Source organism: Chryseobacterium sp. OV279, from assembly GCF_900128945.1.
GTDB lineage: Bacteria > Bacteroidota > Bacteroidia > Flavobacteriales > Weeksellaceae > Chryseobacterium.
This window is the reverse complement of the sequence record NZ_FQUD01000004.1, coordinates 562,864-589,264: the sequence shown is the minus strand read 5'-3', so window position 1 is coordinate 589,264 and position 26,401 is coordinate 562,864. Positions and strand designations below refer to the sequence as shown.

Genomic DNA, 26,401 nt, shown 5'->3' with positions numbered 1-26,401 from the left:
TTAAATATTTTTTATTTTTAAAAATGATGCATACAATGTAGCAATCTTTCTTTTTTCTGCTTTCTCCAGATCGACATCTTCGCTTACAAAATAGCTTTCACTGACGATCTCCAAACCGGCTTCATCAATCAAATCCCTGATCTCCTGAACGGTATTAAAAAGATAAATATGATCCATTGAAGGCGCATTGGTAGGCGTTGTAATAAAGATGGTTCCTTCCGGTTTTATTAAGTTCTTGATTTTCTTTAATAATGATAAAGGATCTTCCACATGTTCCAGAACTTCACCCATTGTAATAAAATCCTTCTTCTCATCATCCCCGTAATCGAATACATTTTTAAGATGATAAAGAACTTTATCGCTTTTTATAAGGCTTTTGGTGAGTTCAAGTGAAGATTCACTGATATCGAGGGCTTCAAAAGTACAGTCGTCCCCAATTTTTTCCATCGCAGCCTCAAGATACAGACCGTGTCCGGCACCAATTTCAAGATACGTTTTTACTGGAGTATACTTTTGAATATTGTTTTTAAAATACTGATAAACAGAATAGTGATGTTTCCAAAGAAACTGTGAAAGCAATAGCCCGTGCATATGAGAAACCATCACATCGGGATTGTTATACATCGCCCTGTTCACATCATCAAATGAAGTGTTTCTGTATTTTCCGGTTCTCACGAAATCCAGCATTTCTTCATTAAAATCACCAATCATTTTTAGGTAATAATTGATAGAATCATCAAAAGTGAGGTTTTCTTTTTCAAGAATTCCTTTATACTTGTCCATAAAAACAGTATAATCGGATATATAGTTTTTTTCTTCTTTCAGTAAAGAAAAATTCTTTTGAAGCTTTTTGCCATGAATGGTATTTTTAGCTGCAATTCCTTCAATGAGTTGTTCTATTTTCATAGGTTGGGATTTATAAAAACTTCTTTAGTTTGGTATTCATTTACGTTTAAAATCCATTGATCTTCCTTAGCTGAAAACCCCAGTCTTTCATAATGGTCTCTTACCATCTGGTTTTTAGCCGTCGGGAGATATTCTCCAACTACATATTGATATCCGTTTTTCTTTGCTGTTTCTACGATGGTGTTCAGCGTGAAGTCTTCCATTCCTCTTTTCAGGACCCGGCAGCTCATCAGCCATGTATCGATAAACAGGGTTTCTGGACTTTTCTTTTCCAGGACGATCACACAGATCAGCCCGTTGTCTCCGTATTTATCTTTCAGAGTGAATGACAGGGTGTAATGATCATCAGATTTAATCAGAAGATCTACATCCTGTTCCGCATACCTTACCGTTCTCAGATTAAACTGGTTGGAACGTTGGGTCAGCTGGGAAACTCTTGGTTTTGAAAAACTGTCGAATGCTTTTACATCAGACGTCATATTCATGCTCTTCAGAAAGTCTTCCACATTGGTAAAACTGTCCAGATCCACAGCTCTTTGTGCTTCTACCTGGTACTGTTTTGTTCTTTCCGCATCATTTTCTGAGAAACTCGCTGTTTCAAAAAGATTCAGACCATATAAATATTCGAGATACCCTGCAGGATCTTCCGGTAATTCAGGAACGCAGACTTCGGGAAGGTTTTCTCTGACAATATTTCTTTCAAAAGGATTGTCGTCCAGAAAAACTATAGAATCGAATCCGATATTCAGGATGCTCTGGATCTTTCTGATGTTATCCGCTTTATTATCCCAATTGGCTACGAAAACGGCAATATCTTCCATTTTAAGGACCATATCCGGATGTTTTTCGAAAGGTTCTCTGGCTTTATCTTCATCATTTTTACTGCAAACGGCAAGGATCACACCTCTTCTCTGAAGGGCCTTGATCCAGTATTGAAACTCAGTAAATGCTTTTCCAATCCCCAGGCTTCCGATCTGTATTTTCTCCAGTCCGTCATCTCCGATGATTCCGCCCCAGGTCGTATTGTCCAGATCCAGGATCAGACATTTCTTAAACTTCCCTTCAAGAGAGGAAATAATGCCGGTGATATGATGTGCTACAATCGGCAGCGCATCCAGTGAAAGCACCATTTCGGTGTTCACATAAATACTTGGTGAGAACATAAAGTCTCGCCCCCATTTATTCTGGATTGAAAGAAGATCCGCAATAAAGAAATTATCATGGTGCATAGCAATCTGTGCAGACAGCAGATAGTTAAGTTTATTCAACTGAAAAACAAAGGAAGATTCTATCTTACCTGCAAAGTTTCCAAAGACCTGATTGTCTATTCCCGGAAAATTACAGTAGATCACTCTGCTTTTGGTTCTGCTCTGGATCGTGCGGTACAGATCCTCGATATAGGAGATCTTCTGTTCCGCGAAAATAGCCTGTGAATCGTATGATTTATAATATTGACTTAATAATTTATGGGTAGATTCAAAGATGATGGTATAATCCGGATTAAACTCATAATATTCTGAGGTAGGATCCAGGATTTGTCTTGAAATCTGACCAAAATCTGCCTCAAAAATTTCAAAGTCAAAACCATCATTCACAGCGGTTCCTCTCAAAGCAATATTGAGAAACTGAGTAGCGGTGTCGCCCAGTAATGCGATTTTGATTTTCTTAAGCTGAGGGATTTCTCTGCGGAGTTCTTTTTTCAGTTCTGAAAACGTTTTGTACATGAATTCTTTTATTTTATTAAAATATGAATGTACCGGCTCCCAATTCTATCAGTTGTTTATTGTTCGTTTTACAGGCGTCCCGAAGTCCGGGATTTTCGCTGTATATATAAGTAATGGGAACGTTTGTCATTTTTTCTTTGTGTTGTTTGATTACAAAAATAAAGATTTTATCTGATATTTACCTTTTTAAGAAGATCTCTAAGCGGTTTTTCGATAAATTGATAAAACAGCATCGAAGTAATGATCAGAACCGCAAGATATATCCAGAATACACTATTGATATCAAGCTTAAAATTCTGCCATTTCAGAACCTCTCTCAGAATATACAGGACAGGAATATGGGTAATATAAACTGCATAGCTTGCTTCGCCCAGATATTCCAGAGGTTTTAATGAAAACAGCTTGGTCACAAGCCCATTATTCCATGAGAGTAAAATAATAAGCGGAATGAAGAGTACGGCCATTAGTCCATTGTGATAAAAAAGAGGAACAAAGATCAGAGCCAGCATAATGGCTGCAAAGATCAGGATCACGGGGATATCGTAGTTTTTTTGTTTAAACTGATTGACAAAAAATAATCCAGCAAGGTTTCCCACTAAAAATTCACTAACATGCATCAGAGGAAAATAATACAGAAATTCGTGGCTTTCTGTGTGAGGTCCTTTATAAGATGGTGAAGCAGCATACAGATGGGAAAATACCTGGGTAACAATCCATAAAACAATACCTATTACCCAGATACTTTTATTCTTTTTGGAGTAAAAATAATTATAAAGCAGCGGGAAGATCAGATAAAACAGAAATTCTACTGAGATAGACCATCCCGGAAAATTTAAGATCATCGCTTTCCCGGGAATCCAGCTCTGCAGTCCAAACAGATACAGAATGCCTTTCCCTATACTGAAATTGGAATATCTTGTCACCAGATAAAGCAGCAATCCCAGCACATAGAGCGGATAGATCCTCGCAAATCTGTTTTTATAATATTCGAAATACCCTATTTTCTCTTTCTTATGATAAGCCACGATCATGATAAACCCGGAAAGGATAAAAAAATAGCTCACCCCTACATTCGCTTTCAAAAAAATATCCGCGATATAGTCTGTTTTATAAACGAACATGTCCTTGTTAAAATGAGAAATAACAATGGCTATAGCGGCAAGAAATCGGGTAAAGGTAATCTGGCTTATCTTCATTCATGAAAGCTGTTCAACAGCCTTATATGGTTTCATTTAAGTATAAAAAAGCTGAAATACGGCTTTATTTAAAAGTTACTTGACAAAAACGCCGATATACTTTCCTTCATACTCCACTACCCTAGTTTCTATGCTGTATTTTTCACAAAAATCCTGGTAAGCAGAATTGTCACCAATATCATCACTGATAAAAACACCGCCTTTCTTCAGATGTTTGTAAAGCTCATCATACGCCCACATTCTTCCGTTGTAACTCTTATCCGAGTCATAGTGAAGAACATCAAAGACCGAATTTTCAGCAAAAATTTTAGGTAACGATTCTTTATCTGCAAAGCGGAATAGTTTCCAGCTTTTTTTAAGATTTTCAGGAACTACATATCCTACATACTGATCGCCATCCTGCGCCAGATAAGGCATATCTGAGCTGTACAGTGTACCGTCTCTTTTTGCCAGCGACAGAAGAGAAGCCAGTGAAGACCATCCGTAAGCCACCCCTGTTTCCACTACGTTTTTTGCATTGGCAAATTCACATGCATAATACAGCAGTTCCAAAGCTCCGGGACCCCCCATTTTTACGGGACAGTCTTTTTCTCTTTGTGCTGCAGTTTTTAATACCTCTGCATAATCTGTACGGAACTCATCGATCTCACGGCCGAACAGCTTTGAAACAGCTTCTGTCTGGGAAACAGCTTTTCCGGCAGCCCAGGAATGGGTTTTTTCCTTTCCTTTGAAAGCATTGCCTCTGTTAACTGTATTTTTAATGATTTTCCGGCCCAGTTCCGGATAAAGATCGGGTCTTTTCAAATACCCTATAAATGTCTTGAGAACCCTTGTTATTTCACTCACTGTGTTGTATTTAATACCGCAAAAATAAATATTTTTTTTTCATTTATGTAAAAACAGATTATATTTGTGAGACCCAAGTGAAATGAAAAAAATAAAAGCCCCTATATGTTCTACAATTTTTTCGAGAAAATATACAGACGACAGCAGCTTTCTATCCTGAGAAAAAACCCTAACGTATTTTTTGACAATATCAGATTGGGTGTGGGTGGACGATTTGTCCTGGATAACCATATAAAAAAGGTAAGCATCGGAAAGTCTGTGGAATTCAGAAACTACACCTGTATTCTGGTGATGAAAGATGCCAGCCTTGAAATAGGTGATCATTTTTTCATGAATAACTTCTGCTCGATTAACTGTCTGGAGCATATCTCAATTGGTGAAAATACATTGTTTGGTGAAAATGTCAAACTTTATGACCATAACCACACATATGAAACCTCTCCGACATTCAAACTCCATCCGTCTAAATTTACAAAAGCACCTATAAAAATAGGCAATAACTGCTGGCTTGGAAGCAATGTCACGGTATTAAAAGGCGTTACGATAGGTGACAACTGTATCATCGGAGCAGGATGTACCATATTCAAAGATGTTCCTGCCAATACGCAGGTTGTTAATAAACAGGATTTAGTATTTAATTCCCTTTAAATTCAAATGAAATTCTCAGTACTTATCGCCCATTTCAATAATGCCCTGCTGTTCAAAGACTGTTATGGCTCATTGCTTACACAGACCTACAAAAATTGGGAAGCCATCATTTTAGATGACGCCTCGTCTGAAGAAGAAAAGGCACAGATAAAAGCCATCATTGCCGGTGATGAACGGTTTAAATTTTTTGAAAACGAAAAAAATTCCGGCGTGGGAGTTACCAAAAGTAAACTCATCGAGCTTGCTTCGGGAGACATCTGTGGTTTTGTAGACCCTGATGATGCTATTCTTCCTGATGCTATTGAAAAGGCTGTCAGTGTATTTGTACAGAAAAAGAATGTTGTCCTGGCCTATTCGCGGTTTATGAGCTGTGATAAGGATTTGAAGCCCATCGCTCCGTTTAAATCTGCCATGCAGGTTCAGAATAAAGATCCGTATTTCTTTAATTATCCCATTCAGATTGCCCATTTTGTCACATTCAGAAAGGATATTTACGAACAGACTGAAAAAATGAATGCTGCGCTGAAGATCTCAGAAGATCAGGATCTGTATTTAAAGATGTATGAAAAAGGGGATGTCTATTTTATCGACGAGACGAATTATCTTTACAGAACACATGGAGGCGGAATTTCTCAGAACGAGAATAAAACAAAATCTTACGAATATTTTGCTCAGGTCGTTTTCAATGCGATGAAGCGAAGAAATATAAAAACAATTAACGGAATGAAGGTTCCGGAAAATTATACCGGTCAGAAGGAAATCTTCAGGCTTTTGGAATACCAGAATTCAATTCCATATAGGATAAAAAGAAAAATCTCCATTACTTTACAAAAACTTTTCAGGTGATGTCAGCAGAAAATAAGAAAATAAAAGTCCTTTTCAGACACCGTTCCATGGAGATGGGCGGCGTGGAAAAAGTGATTCTCAGTATCCTCAACAATCTTAATCCTGAAAAATTTGATATCACAGTCTGCCTGAATCTGAACCAGGGTGAACTGAGAGATGAATTTCCCAAGCACGTAAAAAAAGTCTACATTACAGATGGTAAAGAAGATTTCTCTCAAAATCCACTGATCCATAAACTGCAGCTGTTCCGCAGAAGGCTGAAACTTTCTCGTTCTCAGAAAGATCATAAGATTTCTGACCGTCTTTTAGGAAATAAAAAGTTCGATATTGAGATCGCTCCCAGTTATTCTACATTTTCATCTGTTATCAATTCAAGCAACGCTGCTTCCAGAAAACTGGGCTGGTTTCATTCTGAGATCAATGTTCCTAAATTACAGCCACTGGTTCCTGACATCCTTAAAAACTTCCCGCAATTCGATCATATGATCTACTGTTCTCAGAAGATCAAGGATATGATGCATTTGTATTACCCGGATTTGAAATATCCGCACGAAAGTGTAGTAATCAACGCGATCCCAATTGACGAAATCAAAAGAAAAGCGGAAGAAAAAATAGAAGCTCTTCCCGAAGGACCTCTTTTTGTTTCTGTGGGACGCCTTCACGACAGAAAAGGATATCATAAACTGATTGATGCCCACAAAAAACTGATCGATGAAGGTTTGCACCACACGATTATGATTTTAGGAAGTGGCGAAGAACAGAAAAACCTTACCGAACAGATCCGTCAGAACAATGTTCAGGAGACCTTTATTTTAGCAGGTAATAAAATGAATCCCTATCCGTATGTTAAAAATGCAGATTATTTCATTCTTCCTTCCGAATCTGAGGCCTGGCCGCTGGTCATTGCCGAAGCATTAATCCTTCAGAAGCCTATTATAGCTACTGATACAGGAGATGTCGCGATGATGATCAAAGACCGTGAAACCGGCTACCTCATCAATTATGAAACAGAGGAAATGTATTCTGCTATGAAGACTTTTCTAACAGATCTGGAGCTGACTGCCAAAATCAGAAAAAACCTGGAAACCATAGAGGACCAGTTTGACAATCAGAAAATTTTTGATGCAGTGGAAGGAATTCTTGAAGATCTTTACCAAAAGAATTAATGAGCGGAATATCCTCCGTCTACCACAAGATTAGATCCTGTAATCCACTTTGCTCCATCTGAAAGCAGGAAAATACAGGCATTGGCGACATCTTCAGGCTGCCCTATTCCGAGCGGATGCTTTTTAAGGATTTCTTCGGCAGCTTCTTCACCAATGTTTTCGAACATTTTTTCCAGTATCGGCGTATTGACCATGGCGGGGCTCACACTGTTGACCCTGATTCCACTTCTTGAAAGTTCCATCGCCAGAGAACGTGCTCCAGAAACTACAGCTCCTTTACTCGCTGAATAAGCTGCTTTTCCTATTTCGCCAACCATTCCTGCTACTGAGGAAATAAAGACAAAACTAGAGTTTTCGGTTTTATATTTTTTAAGGGATAAAATCTTAGCAATTTCAAAACCAGAGATCACATTGACGGCAAAAATATCGTTGTATAATTGAGGAGTATGCTTTTTCAACGGCAGCGTTTTTTCAATACCTGCGCAATGAATAAATCCTGAGATTTTCCCTAAAACAGCCACTTTTTCAGCAATCAGCGCTTCAAGGTTTTCAGCTGTGGTGATATCTGCAATAATGGTTTCTGCTTTGGTATCAGCATTCAGCATAGATACTGTTTTCTGAAGCTCTTCTTCATTTCTTGCGATAAGAATAAGACTGGCTCCACTCCTGCTACATTCTACAGAACAGCTTCTCCCGATGCCGGAAGAAGCCCCTGTAATAAGAATTATTTTATCTTTTAAAGAAAACTGATTCATTAATTCTCGAAGTTTTCTTTACCAATTACATTCATAAGATCAGAAACGGTTTCTACATCTTTAAAGTGCCTTGTATCAACTTTCTTATCAAAATTTTCATCAACAAATGCAATCACTGAAAGCAGACTGATGGAGTCATAGCTTTCCAGACTCTTTAAATTGGTGTCCACTGTAAGCGTTTCATCTTCTTCTAATTCTTCCTGTAATTTCTCTAAAAAAACGGATGTCTTCATATATCTTTTATTTTATGGCTTTTATACTTTTTAAATGTCCAGCACGGTTGCTCCCCATGAATACCCTACTCCAAAACCGGCCATTAACACGCGGTCTCCCTCGTTCAGTATTCCCTGATCCAGCATATTCTTCAACGCAATTGGAATGGTTGCAGATACCGTATTTCCTGTGTTTTCCATATCAATATAAAACTTTTCTGCCGGAATTTTAATCTTTTTCCTTAAGTAATTCAGCATAAAAGAATTAGCCTGATGAAACACAAAATGATCAATATCTTCCATAGTCAACCCATTCTTTTCCAGCGTTTCTTTTACCAGTCCCGGAATATTTTCAATGGTGAAATTAAAAATCTCCGGTCCGTTCATGTACAGATTTTCAGGCTCAAACTCATTGTCAGGATTCAGTTCAAAATCCGTTTTGAAAGCTCCTTTCTTTACAATAAGATTCTCGGCACCGCTTCCGTCTGTTCCCAGACAGAACTGATAGTCCTTTGCATTTTCATCTTTCTCTATAATCACAGAGGCCGATGCATCCCCGAATATACTTCGGTTGGCTTTATCTTTAGGGTTGATATGCTTCGAATATGTTTCTGAGGTGATCAGTAAAATACTGTTCGCAATCCCGGACATGATTAATCCTTTAGCAAAAGCCAGTCCATAAATAAATCCGGAACATCCCAAATTAAAATCTGTAGCTCCGATATTCTTTCTGAGTCCCAACCGGTCCTGAAGAATACAGGCCGTCGTAGGAAGGAAATAATCCGGACTTTGGGTACAGAACAGAATAAAATCTACTTTGCTTCTGTCATAATTTTCGAAAAGCTTTTCGGAAGACTTTACAGCAAGCTCCAGCACGGTCTCGCTGTCTGATGAAATATGGCGCTGTTTAATCCCTATTTTCCCATGAATTTTATCTGAACTCCATTCCGGAAATTCTTTTTCAAGATCCTCATTGGTGAGAACATGGCCCGGCAAATAATATTCTATTTTGGAAACTTTTATCATAGAAATTCTTTTTCTTTGTAAAAGTAAAACAAAAAAGCAGATTACTCAAATGATGATTTTCCTATTCCGGATTATATTAAAAATCCACACTACTTATCAGCTGATGATACAAAGAATCTACCTTAAAGTCAATATTGCAAAAGGATTGAAAGTAGGAAAAAATGTACGTTTCGTAGATGTTCCTGAATTCGGAACCGAACCTTTTTTAATTGAAATAGGTGATGAAACTACCTTTTCAAATAATGTGAGATTTATTAATCATGACGGAGGCTATAATGCCCTTCATTTCTTTGAAAAATATAAAGATGTAAGAGCATTTGGGAGAATAAAAATTGGTAAACAATGCTTAATCGGGGCAGATACTACGATTATGCTGGGCGTGGAAATGGGTAATAACTGTGTTTTAGGAGCAGGATCTATCCTGACGACTTCTATGCCTGCGGGCAGTGTTTTTGCCGGTGTTCCTGCAAAATTTATCTGTACTATCGAAGAATATGGAGACAAAGCCCTTAAAAATAATGTCATGTATCCACGGGAGCTTGAATTAGACCGCCCAAAATTGGAAGCCTACATCAAGGAACATCTTCCACACAGTTATAAACCTGTAAGATAATGGCTGCAAAAAAGAAAATTCTAATACGCATCGGTTCACTCCGACATGGTGGTGCAGAAAAAGTTTTGATCAATTTTCTCAAAAACCTTCCGGAAGATAAATACGAAGTTGATTTACTGATCAACCTTTATACAGGCATGTACATCAAGGAAGTTCCGTCATGGGTCAAACTTCACTATCTTTTGAAGGGAGAGATGATCACCACGAACAAGCCTCACGAAATTCCGGTGAAAGCATTCAGGGTGCTGTATCAGAAAATGTTTCTCTGGTTCCCTTCCCTGCTTTATAAGTTTGTTTTAAAAGATAAAAAATACGACGTAGAAATAGGTGCTATCCACGGGATGTACAGAGAAATGTTATCCAGCCCACAGAAGGATTCGAAGAAAATCATCTGGATTCAGAATGATATTTTCAACCTTAAAGAATATACACCGGATGTCATCCGACAGCTTTTCCAATTTGACAGAATACTGGTTATTTCCAATAAACTGAAAGAAGAAATGCAGAAGGTCGCACAAAACGACAGGGAAAAACAGGCAGTGGTGAAAATTTTCAATCCGATCGATAAGCAGGATACGTTAAAAAAAGCGAATACGGCCATTGATGATTACCCTTTTTCCAATGACATTCCTACGTTTATTACCATCGGAACGGTTTATCCACAGAAAGGCTACGACAGGCTTCTGGATGTTCATAAAAAACTGATTGATGAGGGATTAAAGCACCAGATCATCATCATTGGGGACGGTTTTGAATTTGAGAAAACCCAAACCCAGCTCAACGAGCTCGGACTTCAGGAAACTGTAAAAATGCTGGGCTTCAGAAGCAATCCTTATCCGTATTTGAAAAAGGCTGATTTTTATGTGATGTCCTCCAGGCATGAAGGTTTCCCTACCATTATCGCCGAAGCACTGATCCTGAATAAACCGGTGGTATCTACTGATGTGTCGGGAATTAAAGATCTTCTGCAGGATGGAAAATTAGGACTGATCATGCCCAATTCAGAGGACGGAATCTACGAGGGGATGAAAAAGTTTCTTACCGACCGGGAACTTGTCAGCCGTTACGAAAACGAAATTAAAGCAGCAGATCTGCCTTTTGTACTGGAGAAGTCTGTGGCACAGCTTCAGGAAATTATTGATGAATTATAAATAGTTTAAGAATGGATTATACACTTATACAAAAGGATTTTTACCGGGAAAGCGGACAATGGCTCTCTTCATTTGAGATCTGGAAAAAATGTATCAATCCGAATCTTCATTTTATTTATGTTTTAAGAAAAGCCCAAAAGTATTACAACAAGCCTGTTCTGGGAGTATTCTGGAAATTTGTTCTCAGACATTATCAGATCAAATATGGGTATCAGATTTATCCTGAAACTGAAATCGGGGAAGGTTTTTATCTGGGCCACTGGGGAAGTTTGGTCATCAATCCTAAGGTTAAAATCGGTAAAAACTGCAATATTGCGCAAGGGGTGACTATCGGGCAGCAGAACCGTGGTAAGCTTCAGGGCTTTCCTACCATCAGTGATGAAGTCTGGATCGGAGCCAATGCTGTTATTGTAGGCGGAATTACAGTGGGAAGTAATGTGTTGATTGCTCCCAATTCATACGTTAATTTTGATGTTCCTGCCAATTCTGTGGTCATGGGAAATCCGGGGACTATCTATCCAAACGAAAGAGCTACAGAAGCTTACATCAATCATAAGGTCTAAGAAATCTTTCTATAGATTTATATCGATATTGGTGATTTTTTCTCTAAAAACCAATATCCCTATTGTGGGAAAAAGTTTTTTTATCGATTTTTGTTAGAGAATTTTTGAAAATTAAACTTTCTGGTTAAAATTTTTAATCATTTAAAAACAAAACACAATAACTTAAAAACACACCCCATGAAAAAAAAATACTTCCTAAGGATCACGCATTCTTCTATGATGCCTCCTTTTCCCTCAATACTGGAAACATCACTGTTTCAGAAATCCCATCAAGTCACTGATTTATTTTAAATTAAGAAACAGCAATAGCTTTTAATTGTAAAATTTCCATCTCCTATTACTCAGGTTGGGATTAAAACCAGCATTGATTATAGAAATTTTCACTGCTTTTTATCTACTGATTGTTAACCATTTACAGTGCCTTACTTTCTTCCGTAAAAACACTTTTAATTTTAATACGTATGAAAAAAAAATCAACATTTAAGATTTTTGCTGCAGTCTTTTGTATTGCATCGTCTCATGCATTTTCGGGGACCATCCCTATCCCGAAACCAGATGAGAAACCCAGTGGGTCCAGACTTAAAACGCCAACACCACCCGACGTTTATGATCTGGATCCTCTTCTAATCATTTCACAAAATGTGAATGAAAAAGGGCTGGTCGTCATGAACGGCCAACTCTCCAAACCCTTTACCGACAGCAACATTCTGCTTTCCATTAAGTATCAGAATGTTCAGGGAGAATGGGTAACCGGCTGGTGTAAAACCTTGTACTCGTACAACCAGTACAACGAAAATTTAAAAGCAACTTTTGAATTGCCAGCTTCCGTAAACCCTAATTACAATGTAAAGGTTGAATTGAGTTCCGATTCAGGTACAGCCAATTTCAGCAGTGTAGTCTGGGGTAAAACGGTCAACCATTACAAACAGGGAGATTATGCTATCGGCAACTGTGAACTGGATGAAAATGAATACACCATGCTTCTAACACCTAAAAAAGCAGGTACAATCATCACAGACGCTAATGGAAAAGCTACAGGAATCAAAGACAGGGTAACTTCAGCCTATTCGTGGAACAAACTGAGTAATGTTTTAATGGATAATAAAAAAAACGATGTTGTTTTTTCTCCAGCCAACCCATCTGACATTATAACGGAACTTAATGACACGAAATCTGTAAAACTGCTCAATACGGGAGCCATTACCAACGCACTTGGATCTACTCCCGAATTTATCTACTATGAAGCAGCCGGACACCCGATTCCATATCTGTACAGCTATGATGATCCGGTGTATATTTTTGCCGGTAAATTTTCAGCCAGTGGATTTTTCATGAAATTCAGTCAATGGCCGGGAGATGCTGACGGTCCGGGATATTTCAACTTCAAAGATCCAACCCGTTTGGAAAGCAGATATTTCAATCTCTATAACAGAACGTGGAAAAATTTATCTGAAATCATTCCTGATCAGCAGCCTGTAGTCATTGTATCCAGTCTTGCGACAGGCTTAAGAATTTATAAAAATGATGGAACCTATATTGACTTAAACCCAAATACAACAAGTAATTATGGCGGTCCCTATTTTGGCTATACCAATGGTCAGGGAGTCCGCAGAGGGCCGGGGTCTGAAAATTTAATGATTTCCGATACCTCTGAAATGACTCTCTATGGCGTAGGAGCATTGAGAAACGCTGCTACATCAACGTATCAAACTGTAAGATCACTACAGGATATCGAAAGAGAGATTTCCAGGTTCATTAAGTATACCGGTATTTTTGGAAATACAACAGCCTATAAAAATGAAGCATCGGAATGTTCTGTTAACTGCTATACCATTAATCCGGGAGCACAGCCAACGCTTGTCACAGACTGGACCAAAGCTCCCAACAGTTATGTCTTCACTGGAAAAGATAAAAACGGAAGCCAGGTAGACGGTTTGTACATCCCCGTCAAAAAAGCATACGAAATGTGGGCTAAAGGCGGTGATTTCATGAAGAACGACAACGGAGTCTACACCAAAATTCCTGATGGCATCGCTAAAGCAGGATTATACTGGGAAGATGAACCGGGTCTTATCAAATCTGTTACCCTGGAAGGAACTGGAGAAAATGCTAAGATCAAAGTTTTAATCAATAAAATAAAAGAAGGTAACGCTGTCGTATCCTACAAAGTGAATGACCAGATCTACTGGACATGGCACGTATGGGCAACGGACGATCCTTCTGTAAACGGAAGCACTTACCATCACGGTTTCGAAAAAGATAAAGATGGTAATCCTGTTACCAACTGGAAGTGGATGGACAGAAACCTGGGTGCCACCAGCGCGAATTTCGTAGGCAACGACTGGCATAAATCTGCCGGACTGCAATACCAGTGGGGAAGAAAAGACCCGTTCCCATCGTTTGGTCTTAAGGATTTAAGCCTCTACCCAATCAATGGGGAGATTAATTTGTCTTATACAGATCCTGCTTTTCAGTCTAAATTCATAAAAGTAAGAGGAAATAAATATACTGCCCAGATCAATACGGGAACAGATACACCTAACGGAAATATCAGATTTTCGATACAAAACCCAATTAGCTTTATCGCAACACCGGTGTTTGTCGCTAAAAAAGGAGAAGCCTTATTAAACGATCGTGAAGATTTCCTAAAACAGAATGACAACAACAGCTGGACACAGGTTGGTATCACGACGTGGTTTTCAAAGGAAAAATACAAAAAATACCTTCCTCCTTACCGCGAAAATATAGCTGCATGGGATCTTTGGGGAGATACTCGCCAGGGTAATTATTCAGATATTGATGATGCCGTGGTGGGAGAAGCCAGTTCAAGATATGCGCTGAAATCTCCGTATGACCCTTGTCCTTGTAACTGGAGAGTTCCTTCAAGTTACTTTTCAGGAGGAAGAAATTCCGGTACTCCAATGCCTAATGAAAACAGATACAGCCCTTGGGGAAAACATACCGGAAATACAGTTGATCCTGAATTTAATGCTACAGCTTTAAATGCGGATTATCCGGGTATCAAAGTTTATCCTCAGTTCGGATTTGACTTTTCAGGCGTTTCCGGAATGAATCTTGGCAAATTCCCTATCAACGGAAATTATGAAAACTATCCAAACGGTACCAGTCCTTTAAAATACGGAACAGGATGGATCACTCCTGTGGTTAATTTCCAGGATCAGAGTGCAGATGGTGGTTTATTAACGGCAACATTTATGACGGCAACAGAAGTGATCAATCAGGTAAGATATCCTTCATTTGGTGCTGCAGGTCTTACTTTAATTTCAGATCCGTTAAGCGGTTCCAAACCAAGACCGGGATGGCACAGATTCTCAACAAGTGCTTACACCAGCAGCGGTGGTGTTCGTTGTATATACGATCCTAACAGTGCCTTTATGCCGGCAGCTTTTGAAACGGAATTCGTAGCTTCAACTACGGAAACCTATTCTACGGAAACTGTAAAAGCATGGACTAAACTACCCAACAGTTATGTAGAATACACCAATTCTGCTCTGGTAACTCCTAATCCGAATGGAAACAAAGTAGATCCTAATAAAGACAATGACAGGATCATTGAAATTCCAATAAGAAAAGCCTACGCGATGCACAAGCTGCATTTAAGCACAGATTTTTCTTTCCCTGCAGAAAGCACAAAGTCTTCTTCCGTGGTATGGACCAACAATACAAGCCTGATCCAAAAGATGGAAATTGTAGATGGCCCGATAGATACTGCTATCTTAAAGGTTACTTTAAATCCTAATGCTACAGGAAATGCCGTAGTTGCCCTTCACGTAGGAAGCGGTACATGGACAGCGAACAAGCACAATGATCCGGTAGTATGGAGCTGGCATATCTGGGCGCCAAGATCTGTTATTGAAACCTATACATTTGATCCGGAAAACGCGACCAACGGTGGAGTTATTCCTGCCAATGATCAGTTTGTAGACCCAATGACCAGCGCGGGTGTTCCTATGAAAACTACCTTTATGGACAGAGATTTAGGAGCAAAACTTCCTTTTATCAGTGAACATATTTACGGATATAATACCGCTGCTTATACAGGTCCGTTAGGTTCTTATAACAACAATAACCCTGCTGCAGTGGCCAGATTGGACCAAATGCATGACAGCGGTGGCCTTCATTTCCAGTGGGGAAGAAAAGATCCGTTGCCTGTATTTTACAATCCGGGAATGTTTTATAATCATTTTGTGAGTGGTAAAAGACCATTCAATGACTATTTTGTGTACAGACAGAATAACCCTGCCAATGCCACTACAGGAGCTATTCCGTATGCGAACAATATGCTGGAGCCTGAGTATTTAACGAGCTACACCCAGCCTTACACCACTTATTCTGCAACAGCGAATGTTTCACCATCTGATTCTAAAGCTGATAAACTGAAGAAAGTAGTGAAGTATTCCGTTACCAATCCTTTAAGTTATCTGTATCAGTCTGATGCCACAAAATTGGACTGGGTTTCGGATGAAAACGGCAATATGCCTGAAAGATGGGGACATGCTACTGAAAAATCGGCTTACGACCCTTGCCCGGCAGGCTGGAGAATTGTGGATATGGAAAGTGTATCGACCGGTGTCATCCTTGGAAACCTTATTTCAAAAGGAAATACGCCATGGTTCTACAATGCAAAATTCACAAATTCTTACGGGATTGATCCTGGTAAAGACAACACCTATGTAAGCAATGAGACTTATGACATCAACAAAATGAATTATCTGGGTGGTTTTGTTTATGGAAATGCCGCAGGGACAGGTTCATTCAGATATGGATTTATTTTAAACAGACCTGAATACAATATCGGAACATTCCCGAACAACGGAATAAGAGGATTCAATGGAGGAAATGCATTAGATGCTTCAAAACTGGGAGGAAATCCGGATACCTTTATGAAGTCAGGAATCTGGACAGCCGCCAATCAGGGTGGTGCCGGTTCTTCTTTAGGAATGTTGTTTAATGCGGTCATCACTCAAACTGTCGGGGCTACGGATAAATTGTATTATTTAACACCAACATTCGGTTTCCGTCCGCAGGCCGCAATGTCATGCCGTTGTGCAGAAATCAAGTACGATGTCAATGGAAACGAGATCGGAAGATATGAGCCTTTCGCGATTCCGGTTCCTAAAAATGCTTTGGCTAAAGCAAAAGATGTTCTTGCAAAATCAGTGATTGAGGAAAAAGTAGCTCAGAACAAGCTTGAGTTCTTCCCTAATCCTGTGAAAAGTGTATTGTATATCAAAGGAAACGACAGAGCAAAAGACTATTACTATCAGGTTTATAACCTTTCCGGCCAGCTTGTGAAATCCGGGAAGTTTGAAAATGACCGTACGGATCTCTCTTCTTTGATATCGGGCGCTTATCTAGTAAGAATCAACAATTCTGAAACGATAGTGAAAATTATCAAGGAATAATATTAAAACAAAGTAAAATTTGAACCGTCTCAGTTTTTGAGGCGGTTTTTTTGTAGAATTAATAATATTTTAATCTCTATTTTTAATTTTATCGTTTATAGTTTGTAAATTTAGATAGCCTTTTTGAGTTTGGATTATTAATTTTTCGGGTCAATTCATCCGGAAACTGCATCTATCAGTCATTTTAAACATGATTTTAAGCATATTTTAATATTAAATATTGTTAAAAGTGATTGCATTTTCCGCAAAAATTATATTTTTGCATAATTATTGATTTGATCTATTGAATTTGAAAATAATTTAAACGAAATAAATAATTGTAAAACTTTAGTATTTAAAATTATGTCACAATCGTATAAAGATATTTTCGAAAACAACAGACAATGGGTAGCATCTAAAATTTCAGAAGATCCTGAATTTTTCCATGAGCTCGCCAAAACCCAAAACCCCGATTATCTGTACATAGGATGCTCGGACAGCAGGGTGACAGCAGAAGAAATCATGGGAGCAAAGCCGGGAGATGTTTTTGTTCACAGAAATATTGCTAATGTAGTCAATACTTTAGACATGAGTTCCACAGCGGTTATTCAATATGCCGTAGAACATCTTAAAGTAAAACACATTATCGTATGCGGACATTACAACTGCGGTGGCGTAAAAGCAGCGATGACTCCTCAGGATTTAGGATTACTGAATCCTTGGTTGAGAAACATTCGTGATGTTTACAGAATTCACCAAACTGAATTAGATTCTATTGAAGATCAGGCAAAACGTTATGACCGACTTGTTGAACTTAATGTTCAGGAGCAGTGCATCAACGTAATTAAAATGGCCTGCGTACAGGAAAGATATATTTTAGAAGAATATCCTACTGTTCACGGCTGGGTTTTTGACCTTAGAACGGGTAAAATTATTGATTTGGATATTGATTTCGAGAAAATCCTGAAAGACATCCAAAAAATATATAACCTTACAAGTTCTGATTGGGTAATGAGTAGAAAAACGACATAGTTTTTCTAAAAATGAATGTAAGATGAAATTCTGGAGTATTATTGTATTGACCTTCTTTCTCAACTTCACAGCACTGCCTGGCATTGCTGCGATAGCTGGCTGGGATATCGCAAGGACCAATGTGATCATCAATGAAGAAGAACCGCATTCTCACCCATCCTCTTTTATTGTTTATGAAAAAACGCTTCCGAAAACCTTGGACGTATTCGATTACGTGAAGTTTTCCGAACCTGACCTTCAGGGCGTTTCTTTTGTGCTGATAGATGATTCCTTTCATCTGTCACCTTTACTTACCATATTTTCTCCGCCTCCGGAAGCTTAAATTTAAAGTATAGTTAGATTTTTTTTAATAGTATTCATATCAGAAACTGGTATAGGATACGTGTGCTTTTTAAATTTAAATTTCCAATCTTTTATAACTGATCATCTGCGTATAGATCAGTCGGTTATAGTATTTTTCAAGAAACATTATGAAAAAAACATCATTCATAGGAGGAATCAAGGAGAATTTCCCTTCCGGACTCGTTGTATTCTTAGTAGCGCTTCCATTATGTCTCGGAATCGCTTTAGCATCAGGAGCACCACCCTTATCCGGAGTCATTTCCGGTATTGTAGGAGGATTAGTCGTAGGATTTCTAAGTAATTCCAATATATCGGTATCAGGTCCGGCAGCCGGTCTTACCGCGATTGTTTTAACAGCGATCACAGATCTTGGCGCTTTCGAACTTTTCCTTTGTGCAGGAATCATTGCGGGACTTCTCCAGCTAATTTTAGGATTTATCAGAGCCGGAAGTATATCCAATTATTTCCCTAACAATGTTATCGAGGGAATGCTTGCCGCCATTGGGATCATCATTATTTTAAAACAAATTCCTCATGCCATGGGGTTCGATAAAGATTACGAAGGGCATGAATCTATATTTGACAACGGTCTGAATTTCGGATATTTCACGGAATTATTCGGAGCCATACACATGGGCGCTATTGTGGTAACCCTGTTTTCGGTAGGTATTCTTATCGCCTGGGATAAAATTCCGGCTTTAAAAAGAATGAAAATGCTTCCGGGAGCACTGGTAGCGGTAGTGGCAGGAATACTTCTTAACGAACTGTTCAAACTGTCCGGAAGTTCATTGGCCATCGGTACACAGCATCTGGTTTCACTACCCGTTCCCAAGTCATTGGATGATTTCAAAAATCTTGTTACGATGCCTGATTTTGGAGGATTCACCAATCCTAAGGTATGGATAGTAGGAGCAACGATTGCCATTGTAGCTTCTATTGAAACCCTGCTTTGTATCGAAGCTTCTGACCGACTGGATAAGCAGAGAAGAATTACAGATACCAACCTTGAGCTTAAGGCACAGGGAATCGGTAACCTGATCAGCTCATTCATCGGAGGACTGCCTATGACTTCTGTAGTGGTAAGAAGTTCTGCCAATGCCAATGCGGGAGCTACTTCAAAGCTTTCTGCGATGATCCATGGTGTACTTCTACTGGTATGTGTATTGACCATTCCGTTTATCCTTAATCTTATACCGCTGGCTACCCTTGCCGCAGTACTGATTCTTGTAGGATATAAACTGGCAAAACCAGCGACCTTCAAACATTTCTGGCATTTGGGTAAATTCCAGTTCATTCCGTTCGTAGCGACTGTAGTAGCTGTAGTGGCCACTGACCTTCTGAAAGGGGTAGGTATCGGTCTGGCGATCTCCGTGTTCTATATCCTTCAGGGAAATATGAAGCGTGCCTATTATCTGAGCAGAGAAAAGCTGGATAATGCAGACGGAATTAATATCAAGCTTGCTGAGGAAGTTTCTTTCTTAAATAAGGCAGCTATTAAAAAGACATTGAAAAACATTAAATCTAATTCTACGGTAACCATTGACGCAAGAGGAACTTCATATATTGCCACCGACGTACTGGAAATGATCCAGGATTTCGCCAATATCAGGGCAAAGGAAGAAGACATTAATGTGGAACTATTAGGTTTCAAAACGTCATACAAGGACTATGAAACAGATGAAGATTCTCATATCTTAATCACACACAAAAGAGCAATGTAACCTCACATTACAATAATTTTATTAATTTTAACAAGAACAAACCAATCATATGAAAGCACATACTTCTGAAACTCAATCTACAATTACACCTGAAAAAGCACTGAATTTCCTAAAGGACGGAAACCAGAGATTTGTCAACAATCTAAAAGCAAACAGAGATCTTTTAGAACAGGTGAATGCAACACGTGAAGGACAATGGCCTTTTGCAGTCGTTTTAAGCTGTATAGACAGCCGTACTTCTGCAGAACTGATCTTTGATCAGGGATTAGGCGATGTTTTCAGCATTAGAATTGCAGGTAATTTCATCAATCAGGATATTTTAGGCTCCATGGAATTTGGCTGTAACGTTGCCGGTTCCAAGCTTGTTGTCGTTTTAGGACATACGAAATGCGGTGCATTAAAAGGAGGTCTGGATGCAGCACAAATCCAGGGAATGGGAATGGATAACCTGAACCACCTGATCAATCACTTCGACCCGATCATCAATGAAATCATTGAAGAAGGTGAAGAACGTTCATCAAAAAATGGGGCACTTCTGGAAAGGCTGAATCAGCAAAATGTAAAAAGTGCAATCGAAGATATCCGTACACAAAGTTCAACCCTTAAAAACCTTGAAGACGAAGGTAAGATCAAAATAGTTGGAGCCAACTATGATGTTGAAACAGGAGTTGTAACCTGGTTATAAGACATAAAAACTTGCACATTTTTATTACACATACCTAAAAAATCATGTTATAGTTAGATTGGAAATTGATTTTTTAAGCATAAAAAGACCACCGAAATATCGGTGGTCTTTGTTTTATACTGGTATATAATTACTTCCCGTTAAATGCAGACATGGTATTCCCGATTCCGGCAAAAACAAAGGACAGACTGGCTTTAGAGAACTTCTCAATTCTCTCACCAAGCTTTTCATTTTCTTCTTCATTCCATGTTCCCAGGACATAATCTGCCTGGCGGCCTTCTGAAAAGTCTGCAGAGATCCCAAAACGGAGTCTCGCATAATTCTGGGTCTGCAACATTTCATTGATGCTTTTAAGTCCGTTATGACCGGCATCGGAACCTTTCATTTTCATTCTAAGAGTACCAAACGGAAGGGCAAGATCATCAGTAACAATCAGGACATTTTCCAAAGGGATATTCTCTTTCTGCATCCAGAACCTCACGGCATTTCCGGAAAGATTCATGTACGTGTCCGGCTTCAGAATGAATACTTTTCTTCCTTTATACTTTCCTTCTGCCATCCATCCGAAATTGGTGGTATTAAATGAAGCATCAAGCGTTTCTGCTATTTTCTCTGCAACTTTGAATCCTATATTGTGACGTGTATTTTCATATTCCGGGCCTTTGTTTCCAAGACCGACTATTAAATATTTCATTGAGAAATTTTTTGCAAAATTAAGAGATAAAAAATAAAAAAGCCCAATCTTATGAAGATTGGGCCTGTATATTATAAAGATTCTTTTTAGAAAGGCTTATAAATGTAGTTTACACCAAACCCTCTTGTCATATACGTCTGAGGATCGTAGTTGTAATTGGTTGTTCTGATCACCGGTGAAGGTATCGGAGGTAAAAGATCTGTTACAGATGCTTTCTTAGGGTTGTTTGGAGAAAGAATATGACTTTCTTTATCATTAATTTCCGTAGATAAAAGTCTTGAAATTTTATATACTGAAGGAAGCAGTGTAAAAGGACTGATCTCCGTATCATAATTAAAGAACTCGTAAGCAAATTTAGTGTTAGGTCTTCCGAAAGTCGTTGCAGTCATAGTTCCTGTCGCAGGTCCGTAATGTCTTACCACTTTAGAAACATTGTCTCCTAAATACGTATATCCCGTTCTTGAATAATTGGTAACAGCAAAATTGGTTCCTGAAACATCCGGGCCGGTTCTCATAATAATGGAATCCATCTTGGCCGTAGAAGCGTTATATATTAAACTGTAAAGCGTCTTTGCCTTTCTTAAAAGGGTCTGAGGCCCCGGATTGGTTGCCGGTGGTACAGGCGGAGGTCTTCTGAAAACAGAACGGTTCTCAGAAACGGTTACCAGTCTGTCGTTAGGTCCATAAGTAAATAACTGACTGTAAGAAACACTGTCTTTATCCAGTTTGCCATTACCGTCAAGATCTAAAAACCCGTTGAAGTTGATCTGGCTTATTTTGTTTCCGCTGTAAGCAATATCTGTGATAGAAGCACTGTCTGTGATCACTCTTGTTACCAAAAGTCCACTATAGTGATATTCTGCTAATGTATCTTTATTTGTAATTTCTCTGTATAATCCTCTTGGACCATTCAATCCTCCGGTGTCATTCAGATCCAATAATGGATCCCCGTCTTCGTCTAACATGTCTTTGCAGGAATGTATTGAAGAAAACCCTGCTATTAATAAAATAAAGTAGAAAAGTCGTTTCATTTCCAGGTAATTGTTTATTTTTTGACAAATATAACTTTTTTCTGAATAAAAGTTATGTTTTTATTTATATTCAAGTAAAACCGATAATCAAATCCGGTTTATAAAGTTCTGTAAACATATTTAAGTGCCTGGTTCTTATCAGAGACAGGATAATTATAAGCATCATACAGATACGTCATCGGAGTATCCACACCCGGTGCCGGAGATGGAGGCATTACAAATACCGATGTAGGATTGTTTGGAGAGATTCTGTAGAAGTTCTCAGGACGGAGAAGGCTCCACGCTGTGAAGAACGACTTAGGAAGTGTAGAGAATGGGCTGATCTTTGAATCATAGTTCTGGTAGCTGTAAACAGTTTTCTTAGCTGTTGCCATATTAGGATCTCCAGTTCCTGTAAGGGTTCCTTTAAGACATTCCGCCTTGAAGATATTATCTCCCATATACGTAAAGGTACTTTCTGTAAACAGGCTGTATGCCGTATTTCCAGCCACCTTTCTTTTCTCCATGATTTTCACAAGTTTTTTCCCCGCCGTATCATAGGTGAAAATATAATCACTTACAAAAGAATCCAGTGCCACTGCAGCTGTCGCAGTACATGTTGCACTGTACACATAGCCGTTGCTGTTTTCACTTACACTGAAATCGTAAACTGTACTGCCGGTAAGGCTTCCGACAAATTTTATTTTCCCGATCTTGTTATTGATGTATGTAGCAGTTCCTGTATAGTAATTATTGGTAGTTCCGTCTTTTAACATTCCCTTTTGAAAAACGGCTCCGCTTACGGTATACTCCTCCTGAATGTTGGAATTTAAAGTGATCTTTTCCAGAACTCTGGCAGGCGGAGGTGTTGTGTTCCCATTGTTTCCGCCATCATTGGCACTAGGCTCGAATTGGTCTGAAGAAGAATTGTCACAAGAAACCAGAAGTCCGAAAAACACTCCGGTAATGACTTTAAAAAGATAGTTTTTTCCCATGAAAAAATATTTTAGTGAGTTTACAAATATAATTCATTTTTTCGATGAAAACATTTACTTATTCAACAAATTCGTAATAATCTATATCTTTTTTCAAAAAAAACCTAAAAACATGATGCTTTTAGGTTTTTATATAAGTTGTCTTATGAAATTAATAAGGCTGCAATACTGAAGTCGTTAAAACAGACTGTGACATTTCATTATTCAGAAATTCATTATTAACAGCTGTTCCTATTCCCAATGTACCTGAATTCAGGTTTCTCTTGGTACAGGCCACTTTTACAGCATAATTATTCTTTGGGGTAAGATTAGTCAGCGTAGCATTCAGATTAAAAATCTTATAGCTTCCCTCGGAACCGATTAATACATCTGTTCTCACTGCTCTCAGGGTGTTATCTACAAAAACACCGCAGGCAAAACCTGAGGACGAATTATTGTTCCCTGTTTTCTGCGCTGTAGTCTGGAACGTAAAAACCACTTTATTTACACCATTCGTAATAGAGAAAGTATCATTTGTCCCGGGCAGAACCGTCCATGCACTGGTAAGAGCCGCACCCTCCGTATAAGGAGTCGTAACTCCGTTTGGAGAAGAAAACACCGCTCCGGTCTGATCTGCCACTGTATTCAGTGAAAATACAGACATACTCCCCTGTCCGTCTGCAATTTTAATGCTTTTCCAGTCATTGGTATTCATTTCAGAATTGTTATGAAGAATAGTTCCGGCAGCTCCGGCTGATCCTTTCAAGAGATTTGTCCCTCCTGTTCTTACTTCTTTTCTTACATTGATATCCCCGTTTACATCCAGCATATTAACAGGATTGGGTGTATTGACTCCCACCTGTGCAGTGGCCACTACAGCCCATAGCAAAGATTGTATGATAATAATTTTTTTCATGCCTGGATTAATTTATAATTGGGTTAAATACCTGAGGAATCTCGTATACATCCACTTTCAGGGAAGACTGGGCGATAAAGCTGTTGATATTCGTCTCCGCATTGATTCCCACAGCCAGCACCACATCATTGTCCGTTCTGTAAGAGGCCAGCCTTGAGCAGGCAACACTTACCGTGTGCTGTCCTTTAGACAAATTCGCTACAACCCCGATTTGATTGTGTGTGATGAAAGTACTGGTTGCGCTACTGGCTTTTAAGTTTCTCTGTCTAAGATTAACCAGCTTGTCATCCACAAAAATACCACAGGCATAATCTATAGAAATATCCGTCGTTCCATTGGCCGGAAGATTGGCCTGTACCACCGTTTCAAACTGAAAATACGTCTTACTGTCTGTACTGAATACACTGATAGGCTGTGACAGACCAGCGATTTTCTTAAATCCCGGAAGGCTGGTAATATCAGCACCTTTAGTAAAGGCTGTATTTTTTGCAGCGATGGTAGACTGTTCTCCGCTGGTAAATTTCACCCCTACTCTGTCTGAAAAGGAGTTATTGAATATTAAATAGAATTTATTCGGTTCATATTCAGGAATACGAAGACTTTTCCAGATGGGTGCATACCCTACTCCCTGAGAAACAAGGATCTGATCATTATTCCCTTGAGAAAGGGTATTGTCCTGAGCGTTCAGAACAACGATTTTATTTCTTAAATTGACATCACCATTGACATCCATCTTTGCTTTCGGTGAACCTGTATTGATTCCCACCTGAGCAGAAAGAGACAGTCCTGCCATGACCAACAGGATTGATATAATATTTTTCATCAATTAATTGCTTTTATAAGTTACGTACTCAATAACATCTATTTTCATGATAGACTCAAGGGTAAATGCATTGGAAACCGTATTGGTATCGGAAACATTACGTCCGACCGTAAATTGTGAATTGAGATTGGAAGTATTGATTTTTCTACAGGCCACTTCAAGTTTCTGCGTTCCCACAGGAACATTCTGCTCTGTATAGTTCAGTGTGAAAATATAATCCTGAATACCGGATTTCTCTGTATTGTTATTGGAAACCACTTTATCAGGACGTACCGCTACCAGCTTTCCGTTTCTGAAAACACCACAGGTAAACGTCACAGACTGAGACGTTGTTGAATTCGGAGCCTTCATCTCTATACCTGTCTGAAACTGATACGTCAGTCTGTTTTTTCCATTCTTGATGACAAAATTGTTCGCAAGTCCGGCTATTTTAGACCACTTTCCTTTTGTCACATCCGTAATATCGTCACCTACATTATTTTTATAGATATTGTCTGCCTCTATACCGTTTGAAAGGTCTGTAATACCTGCTTGATCTGATGACAGGTACGAATTGATCAATTTGTACTGTCCCTCTTCCATAAAGGAAACATTCAATGATTTCCAGACAGGAGGCAAACCTTCTCCCTGTGAAACCAAAACCTGGCCGTTCAATCCTGCATTTCCTGCCTGATCTGAAGTACCGCCTACTCTAAGTTCTTTTCTTAAGGTGATTTTCCCGTTGACATCGAGAGTAGATTTAGGAGAAGCTGTCCCAATTCCCACCTGCGCGTTGGCACAAAACGATAAGAAACCGGCTGCGCAACAATAGATAATTTTTTTCATAATTAAGGGCTGCAAAGGTATGAATTTAATTCATAAAAAACCATTTATAAGCCTTTAAACACGTAGAAATAAAGTGATTACGGTGTAGAATTAATTGTACAGAAAAGTAGAATTATTACTACAAACCTTCACTTTTTTTCACGTTTAAAAAGACCGACAGTCTCCAAACTCCTTAATAATGGTAGATACAGCACTATTTTTTATCATTATACTGTGATTTTAAAACACGTTAAAACAGGCGTGGTACCACATTTTTTTTGCTTTTAAGTCAAACTTTTTTAACAAAAAAAAGAGACCTGAAAACTTAAATTCACATCTCTTT

Annotated in this window: 24 protein-coding genes; 11 read left to right on the top strand and 13 right to left on the bottom strand. The window is 38.7% G+C overall.

All coding sequences use genetic code 11. The features are described 5' to 3' along the window. The 4 genes from BUA72_RS19690 to BUA72_RS19675 form a co-directional block, all read right to left on the bottom strand. A complete protein-coding gene (locus tag BUA72_RS19690; protein ID WP_072924722.1) occupies positions 1-906 on the bottom strand; it encodes a class I SAM-dependent methyltransferase in 906 nt (301 codons plus the stop codon). Continuing rightward, complete coding sequence (locus BUA72_RS19685) at positions 903-2,630, bottom strand: HAD-IIIC family phosphatase (RefSeq protein WP_072924720.1); 1,728 nt, start codon at positions 2,628-2,630, stop codon at positions 903-905. The genes BUA72_RS19690 and BUA72_RS19685 overlap by 4 nt, the downstream gene beginning before the upstream one ends. A 167-nt stretch (positions 2,631-2,797) precedes the next feature. After that, positions 2,798-3,826, bottom strand: coding sequence for an acyltransferase family protein (locus BUA72_RS19680; protein WP_072924719.1), 1,029 nt, complete (start codon positions 3,824-3,826; stop codon positions 2,798-2,800). Positions 3,827-3,901: 75 nt separating this feature from the next. Then, the gene (locus BUA72_RS19675) at positions 3,902-4,672 is read right to left on the bottom strand and encodes a class I SAM-dependent methyltransferase (RefSeq protein ID WP_072924717.1); all 771 of its coding nucleotides are present in this window, start codon (positions 4,670-4,672) and stop codon (positions 3,902-3,904) included. Between the two features lie 105 nt (positions 4,673-4,777). Between BUA72_RS19675 and BUA72_RS19670 the strand changes: the two genes are divergently transcribed. The 3 genes from BUA72_RS19670 to BUA72_RS19660 are packed head-to-tail and all read left to right on the top strand — an operon-like array spanning position 4,778 to position 7,332. Further along, entirely contained in the window at positions 4,778-5,320 is a 543-nt protein-coding gene (locus BUA72_RS19670) for an acyltransferase (protein WP_072924715.1), read from the top strand. A 6-nt stretch (positions 5,321-5,326) separates the two neighbouring features. Further along, complete coding sequence (locus BUA72_RS19665; RefSeq protein ID WP_072924713.1) at positions 5,327-6,166, top strand: glycosyltransferase family 2 protein; 840 nt, start codon at positions 5,327-5,329, stop codon at positions 6,164-6,166. Further along, positions 6,166-7,332, top strand: coding sequence for a glycosyltransferase (locus tag BUA72_RS19660; RefSeq protein ID WP_083544256.1), 1,167 nt, complete (start codon positions 6,166-6,168; stop codon positions 7,330-7,332). The genes BUA72_RS19665 and BUA72_RS19660 overlap by 1 nt, the downstream gene beginning before the upstream one ends. Here the strand turns inward: BUA72_RS19660 and BUA72_RS19655 are convergent. Genes BUA72_RS19655 through BUA72_RS19645 form a run of 3 tightly spaced genes read right to left on the bottom strand, consistent with a single transcriptional unit; the run spans position 7,329 to position 9,325 of the window. After that, the gene (locus BUA72_RS19655; protein ID WP_072924711.1) at positions 7,329-8,087 is read right to left on the bottom strand and encodes an SDR family NAD(P)-dependent oxidoreductase; all 759 of its coding nucleotides are present in this window, start codon (positions 8,085-8,087) and stop codon (positions 7,329-7,331) included. The genes BUA72_RS19660 and BUA72_RS19655 overlap by 4 nt on opposite strands. After that, entirely contained in the window at positions 8,087-8,320 is a 234-nt protein-coding gene (locus BUA72_RS19650) for a phosphopantetheine-binding protein (protein WP_047450700.1), read from the bottom strand. The genes BUA72_RS19655 and BUA72_RS19650 overlap by 1 nt, the downstream gene beginning before the upstream one ends. Positions 8,321-8,350: 30 nt before the next feature. Further along, a complete protein-coding gene (locus tag BUA72_RS19645) occupies positions 8,351-9,325 on the bottom strand; it encodes a ketoacyl-ACP synthase III (RefSeq protein ID WP_072924709.1) in 975 nt (324 codons plus the stop codon). 49 nt (positions 9,326-9,374) lie between these two features. Here BUA72_RS19645 and BUA72_RS19640 point away from each other — a divergent pair, with 49 nt between their 5' ends. From BUA72_RS19640 to BUA72_RS19605, 8 genes are all read left to right on the top strand, one after another. Next, positions 9,375-9,938 (top strand): acyltransferase, encoded by a 564-nt coding sequence (locus BUA72_RS19640; RefSeq protein ID WP_228407924.1) that lies wholly within the window; start codon positions 9,375-9,377, stop codon positions 9,936-9,938. After that, positions 9,938-11,089 (top strand): glycosyltransferase, encoded by a 1,152-nt coding sequence (locus BUA72_RS19635; RefSeq protein ID WP_072924708.1) that lies wholly within the window; start codon positions 9,938-9,940, stop codon positions 11,087-11,089. The genes BUA72_RS19640 and BUA72_RS19635 overlap by 1 nt, the downstream gene beginning before the upstream one ends. 11 nt (positions 11,090-11,100) lie before the next feature. Next, complete coding sequence (locus tag BUA72_RS19630) at positions 11,101-11,652, top strand: serine O-acetyltransferase (RefSeq protein WP_072924707.1); 552 nt, start codon at positions 11,101-11,103, stop codon at positions 11,650-11,652. A gap of 461 nt (positions 11,653-12,113) precedes the next feature. Continuing rightward, positions 12,114-17,078 (top strand): T9SS type A sorting domain-containing protein, encoded by a 4,965-nt coding sequence (locus tag BUA72_RS19625; RefSeq protein ID WP_072924705.1) that lies wholly within the window; start codon positions 12,114-12,116, stop codon positions 17,076-17,078. 342 nt (positions 17,079-17,420) lie between these two features. Further along, positions 17,421-18,089, top strand: coding sequence for a carbonic anhydrase (locus tag BUA72_RS19620; RefSeq protein ID WP_047450711.1), 669 nt, complete (start codon positions 17,421-17,423; stop codon positions 18,087-18,089). Between the two features lie 22 nt (positions 18,090-18,111). After that, the gene (locus BUA72_RS19615; protein ID WP_034723978.1) at positions 18,112-18,411 is read left to right on the top strand and encodes a hypothetical protein; all 300 of its coding nucleotides are present in this window, start codon (positions 18,112-18,114) and stop codon (positions 18,409-18,411) included. A gap of 148 nt (positions 18,412-18,559) precedes the next feature. Next, complete coding sequence (locus tag BUA72_RS19610; RefSeq protein ID WP_072924704.1) at positions 18,560-20,152, top strand: SulP family inorganic anion transporter; 1,593 nt, start codon at positions 18,560-18,562, stop codon at positions 20,150-20,152. Positions 20,153-20,201: 49 nt separating this feature from the next. Then, a complete protein-coding gene (locus tag BUA72_RS19605) occupies positions 20,202-20,837 on the top strand; it encodes a carbonic anhydrase (RefSeq protein WP_047450716.1) in 636 nt (211 codons plus the stop codon). A 130-nt stretch (positions 20,838-20,967) separates the two neighbouring features. Here BUA72_RS19605 and pth read toward each other — a convergent pair whose 3' ends face one another. The 6 genes from pth to BUA72_RS19575 form a co-directional block, all read right to left on the bottom strand. Further along, the gene (pth, locus tag BUA72_RS19600) at positions 20,968-21,531 is read right to left on the bottom strand and encodes an aminoacyl-tRNA hydrolase (protein ID WP_072924702.1); all 564 of its coding nucleotides are present in this window, start codon (positions 21,529-21,531) and stop codon (positions 20,968-20,970) included. Positions 21,532-21,617: 86 nt separating this feature from the next. Continuing rightward, positions 21,618-22,562: a hypothetical protein gene (locus tag BUA72_RS19595; RefSeq protein ID WP_047450720.1), complete on the bottom strand. Its 945-nt coding sequence runs from the start codon at positions 22,560-22,562 to the stop codon at positions 21,618-21,620. Between the two features lie 98 nt (positions 22,563-22,660). After that, on the bottom strand, positions 22,661-23,536 hold the full coding sequence (locus BUA72_RS19590) for a hypothetical protein (RefSeq protein WP_072924700.1): 876 nt from the start codon (positions 23,534-23,536) through the stop codon (positions 22,661-22,663). Between the two features lie 151 nt (positions 23,537-23,687). Then, positions 23,688-24,431, bottom strand: coding sequence for a hypothetical protein (locus BUA72_RS19585; protein ID WP_047450724.1), 744 nt, complete (start codon positions 24,429-24,431; stop codon positions 23,688-23,690). A gap of 7 nt (positions 24,432-24,438) precedes the next feature. Continuing rightward, the gene (locus tag BUA72_RS19580; protein WP_072924699.1) at positions 24,439-25,254 is read right to left on the bottom strand and encodes a hypothetical protein; all 816 of its coding nucleotides are present in this window, start codon (positions 25,252-25,254) and stop codon (positions 24,439-24,441) included. 3 nt (positions 25,255-25,257) lie between these two features. Then, the gene (locus BUA72_RS19575) at positions 25,258-26,079 is read right to left on the bottom strand and encodes a hypothetical protein (RefSeq protein ID WP_047450728.1); all 822 of its coding nucleotides are present in this window, start codon (positions 26,077-26,079) and stop codon (positions 25,258-25,260) included. Between the last annotated feature and the right edge of the window lie 322 nt (positions 26,080-26,401).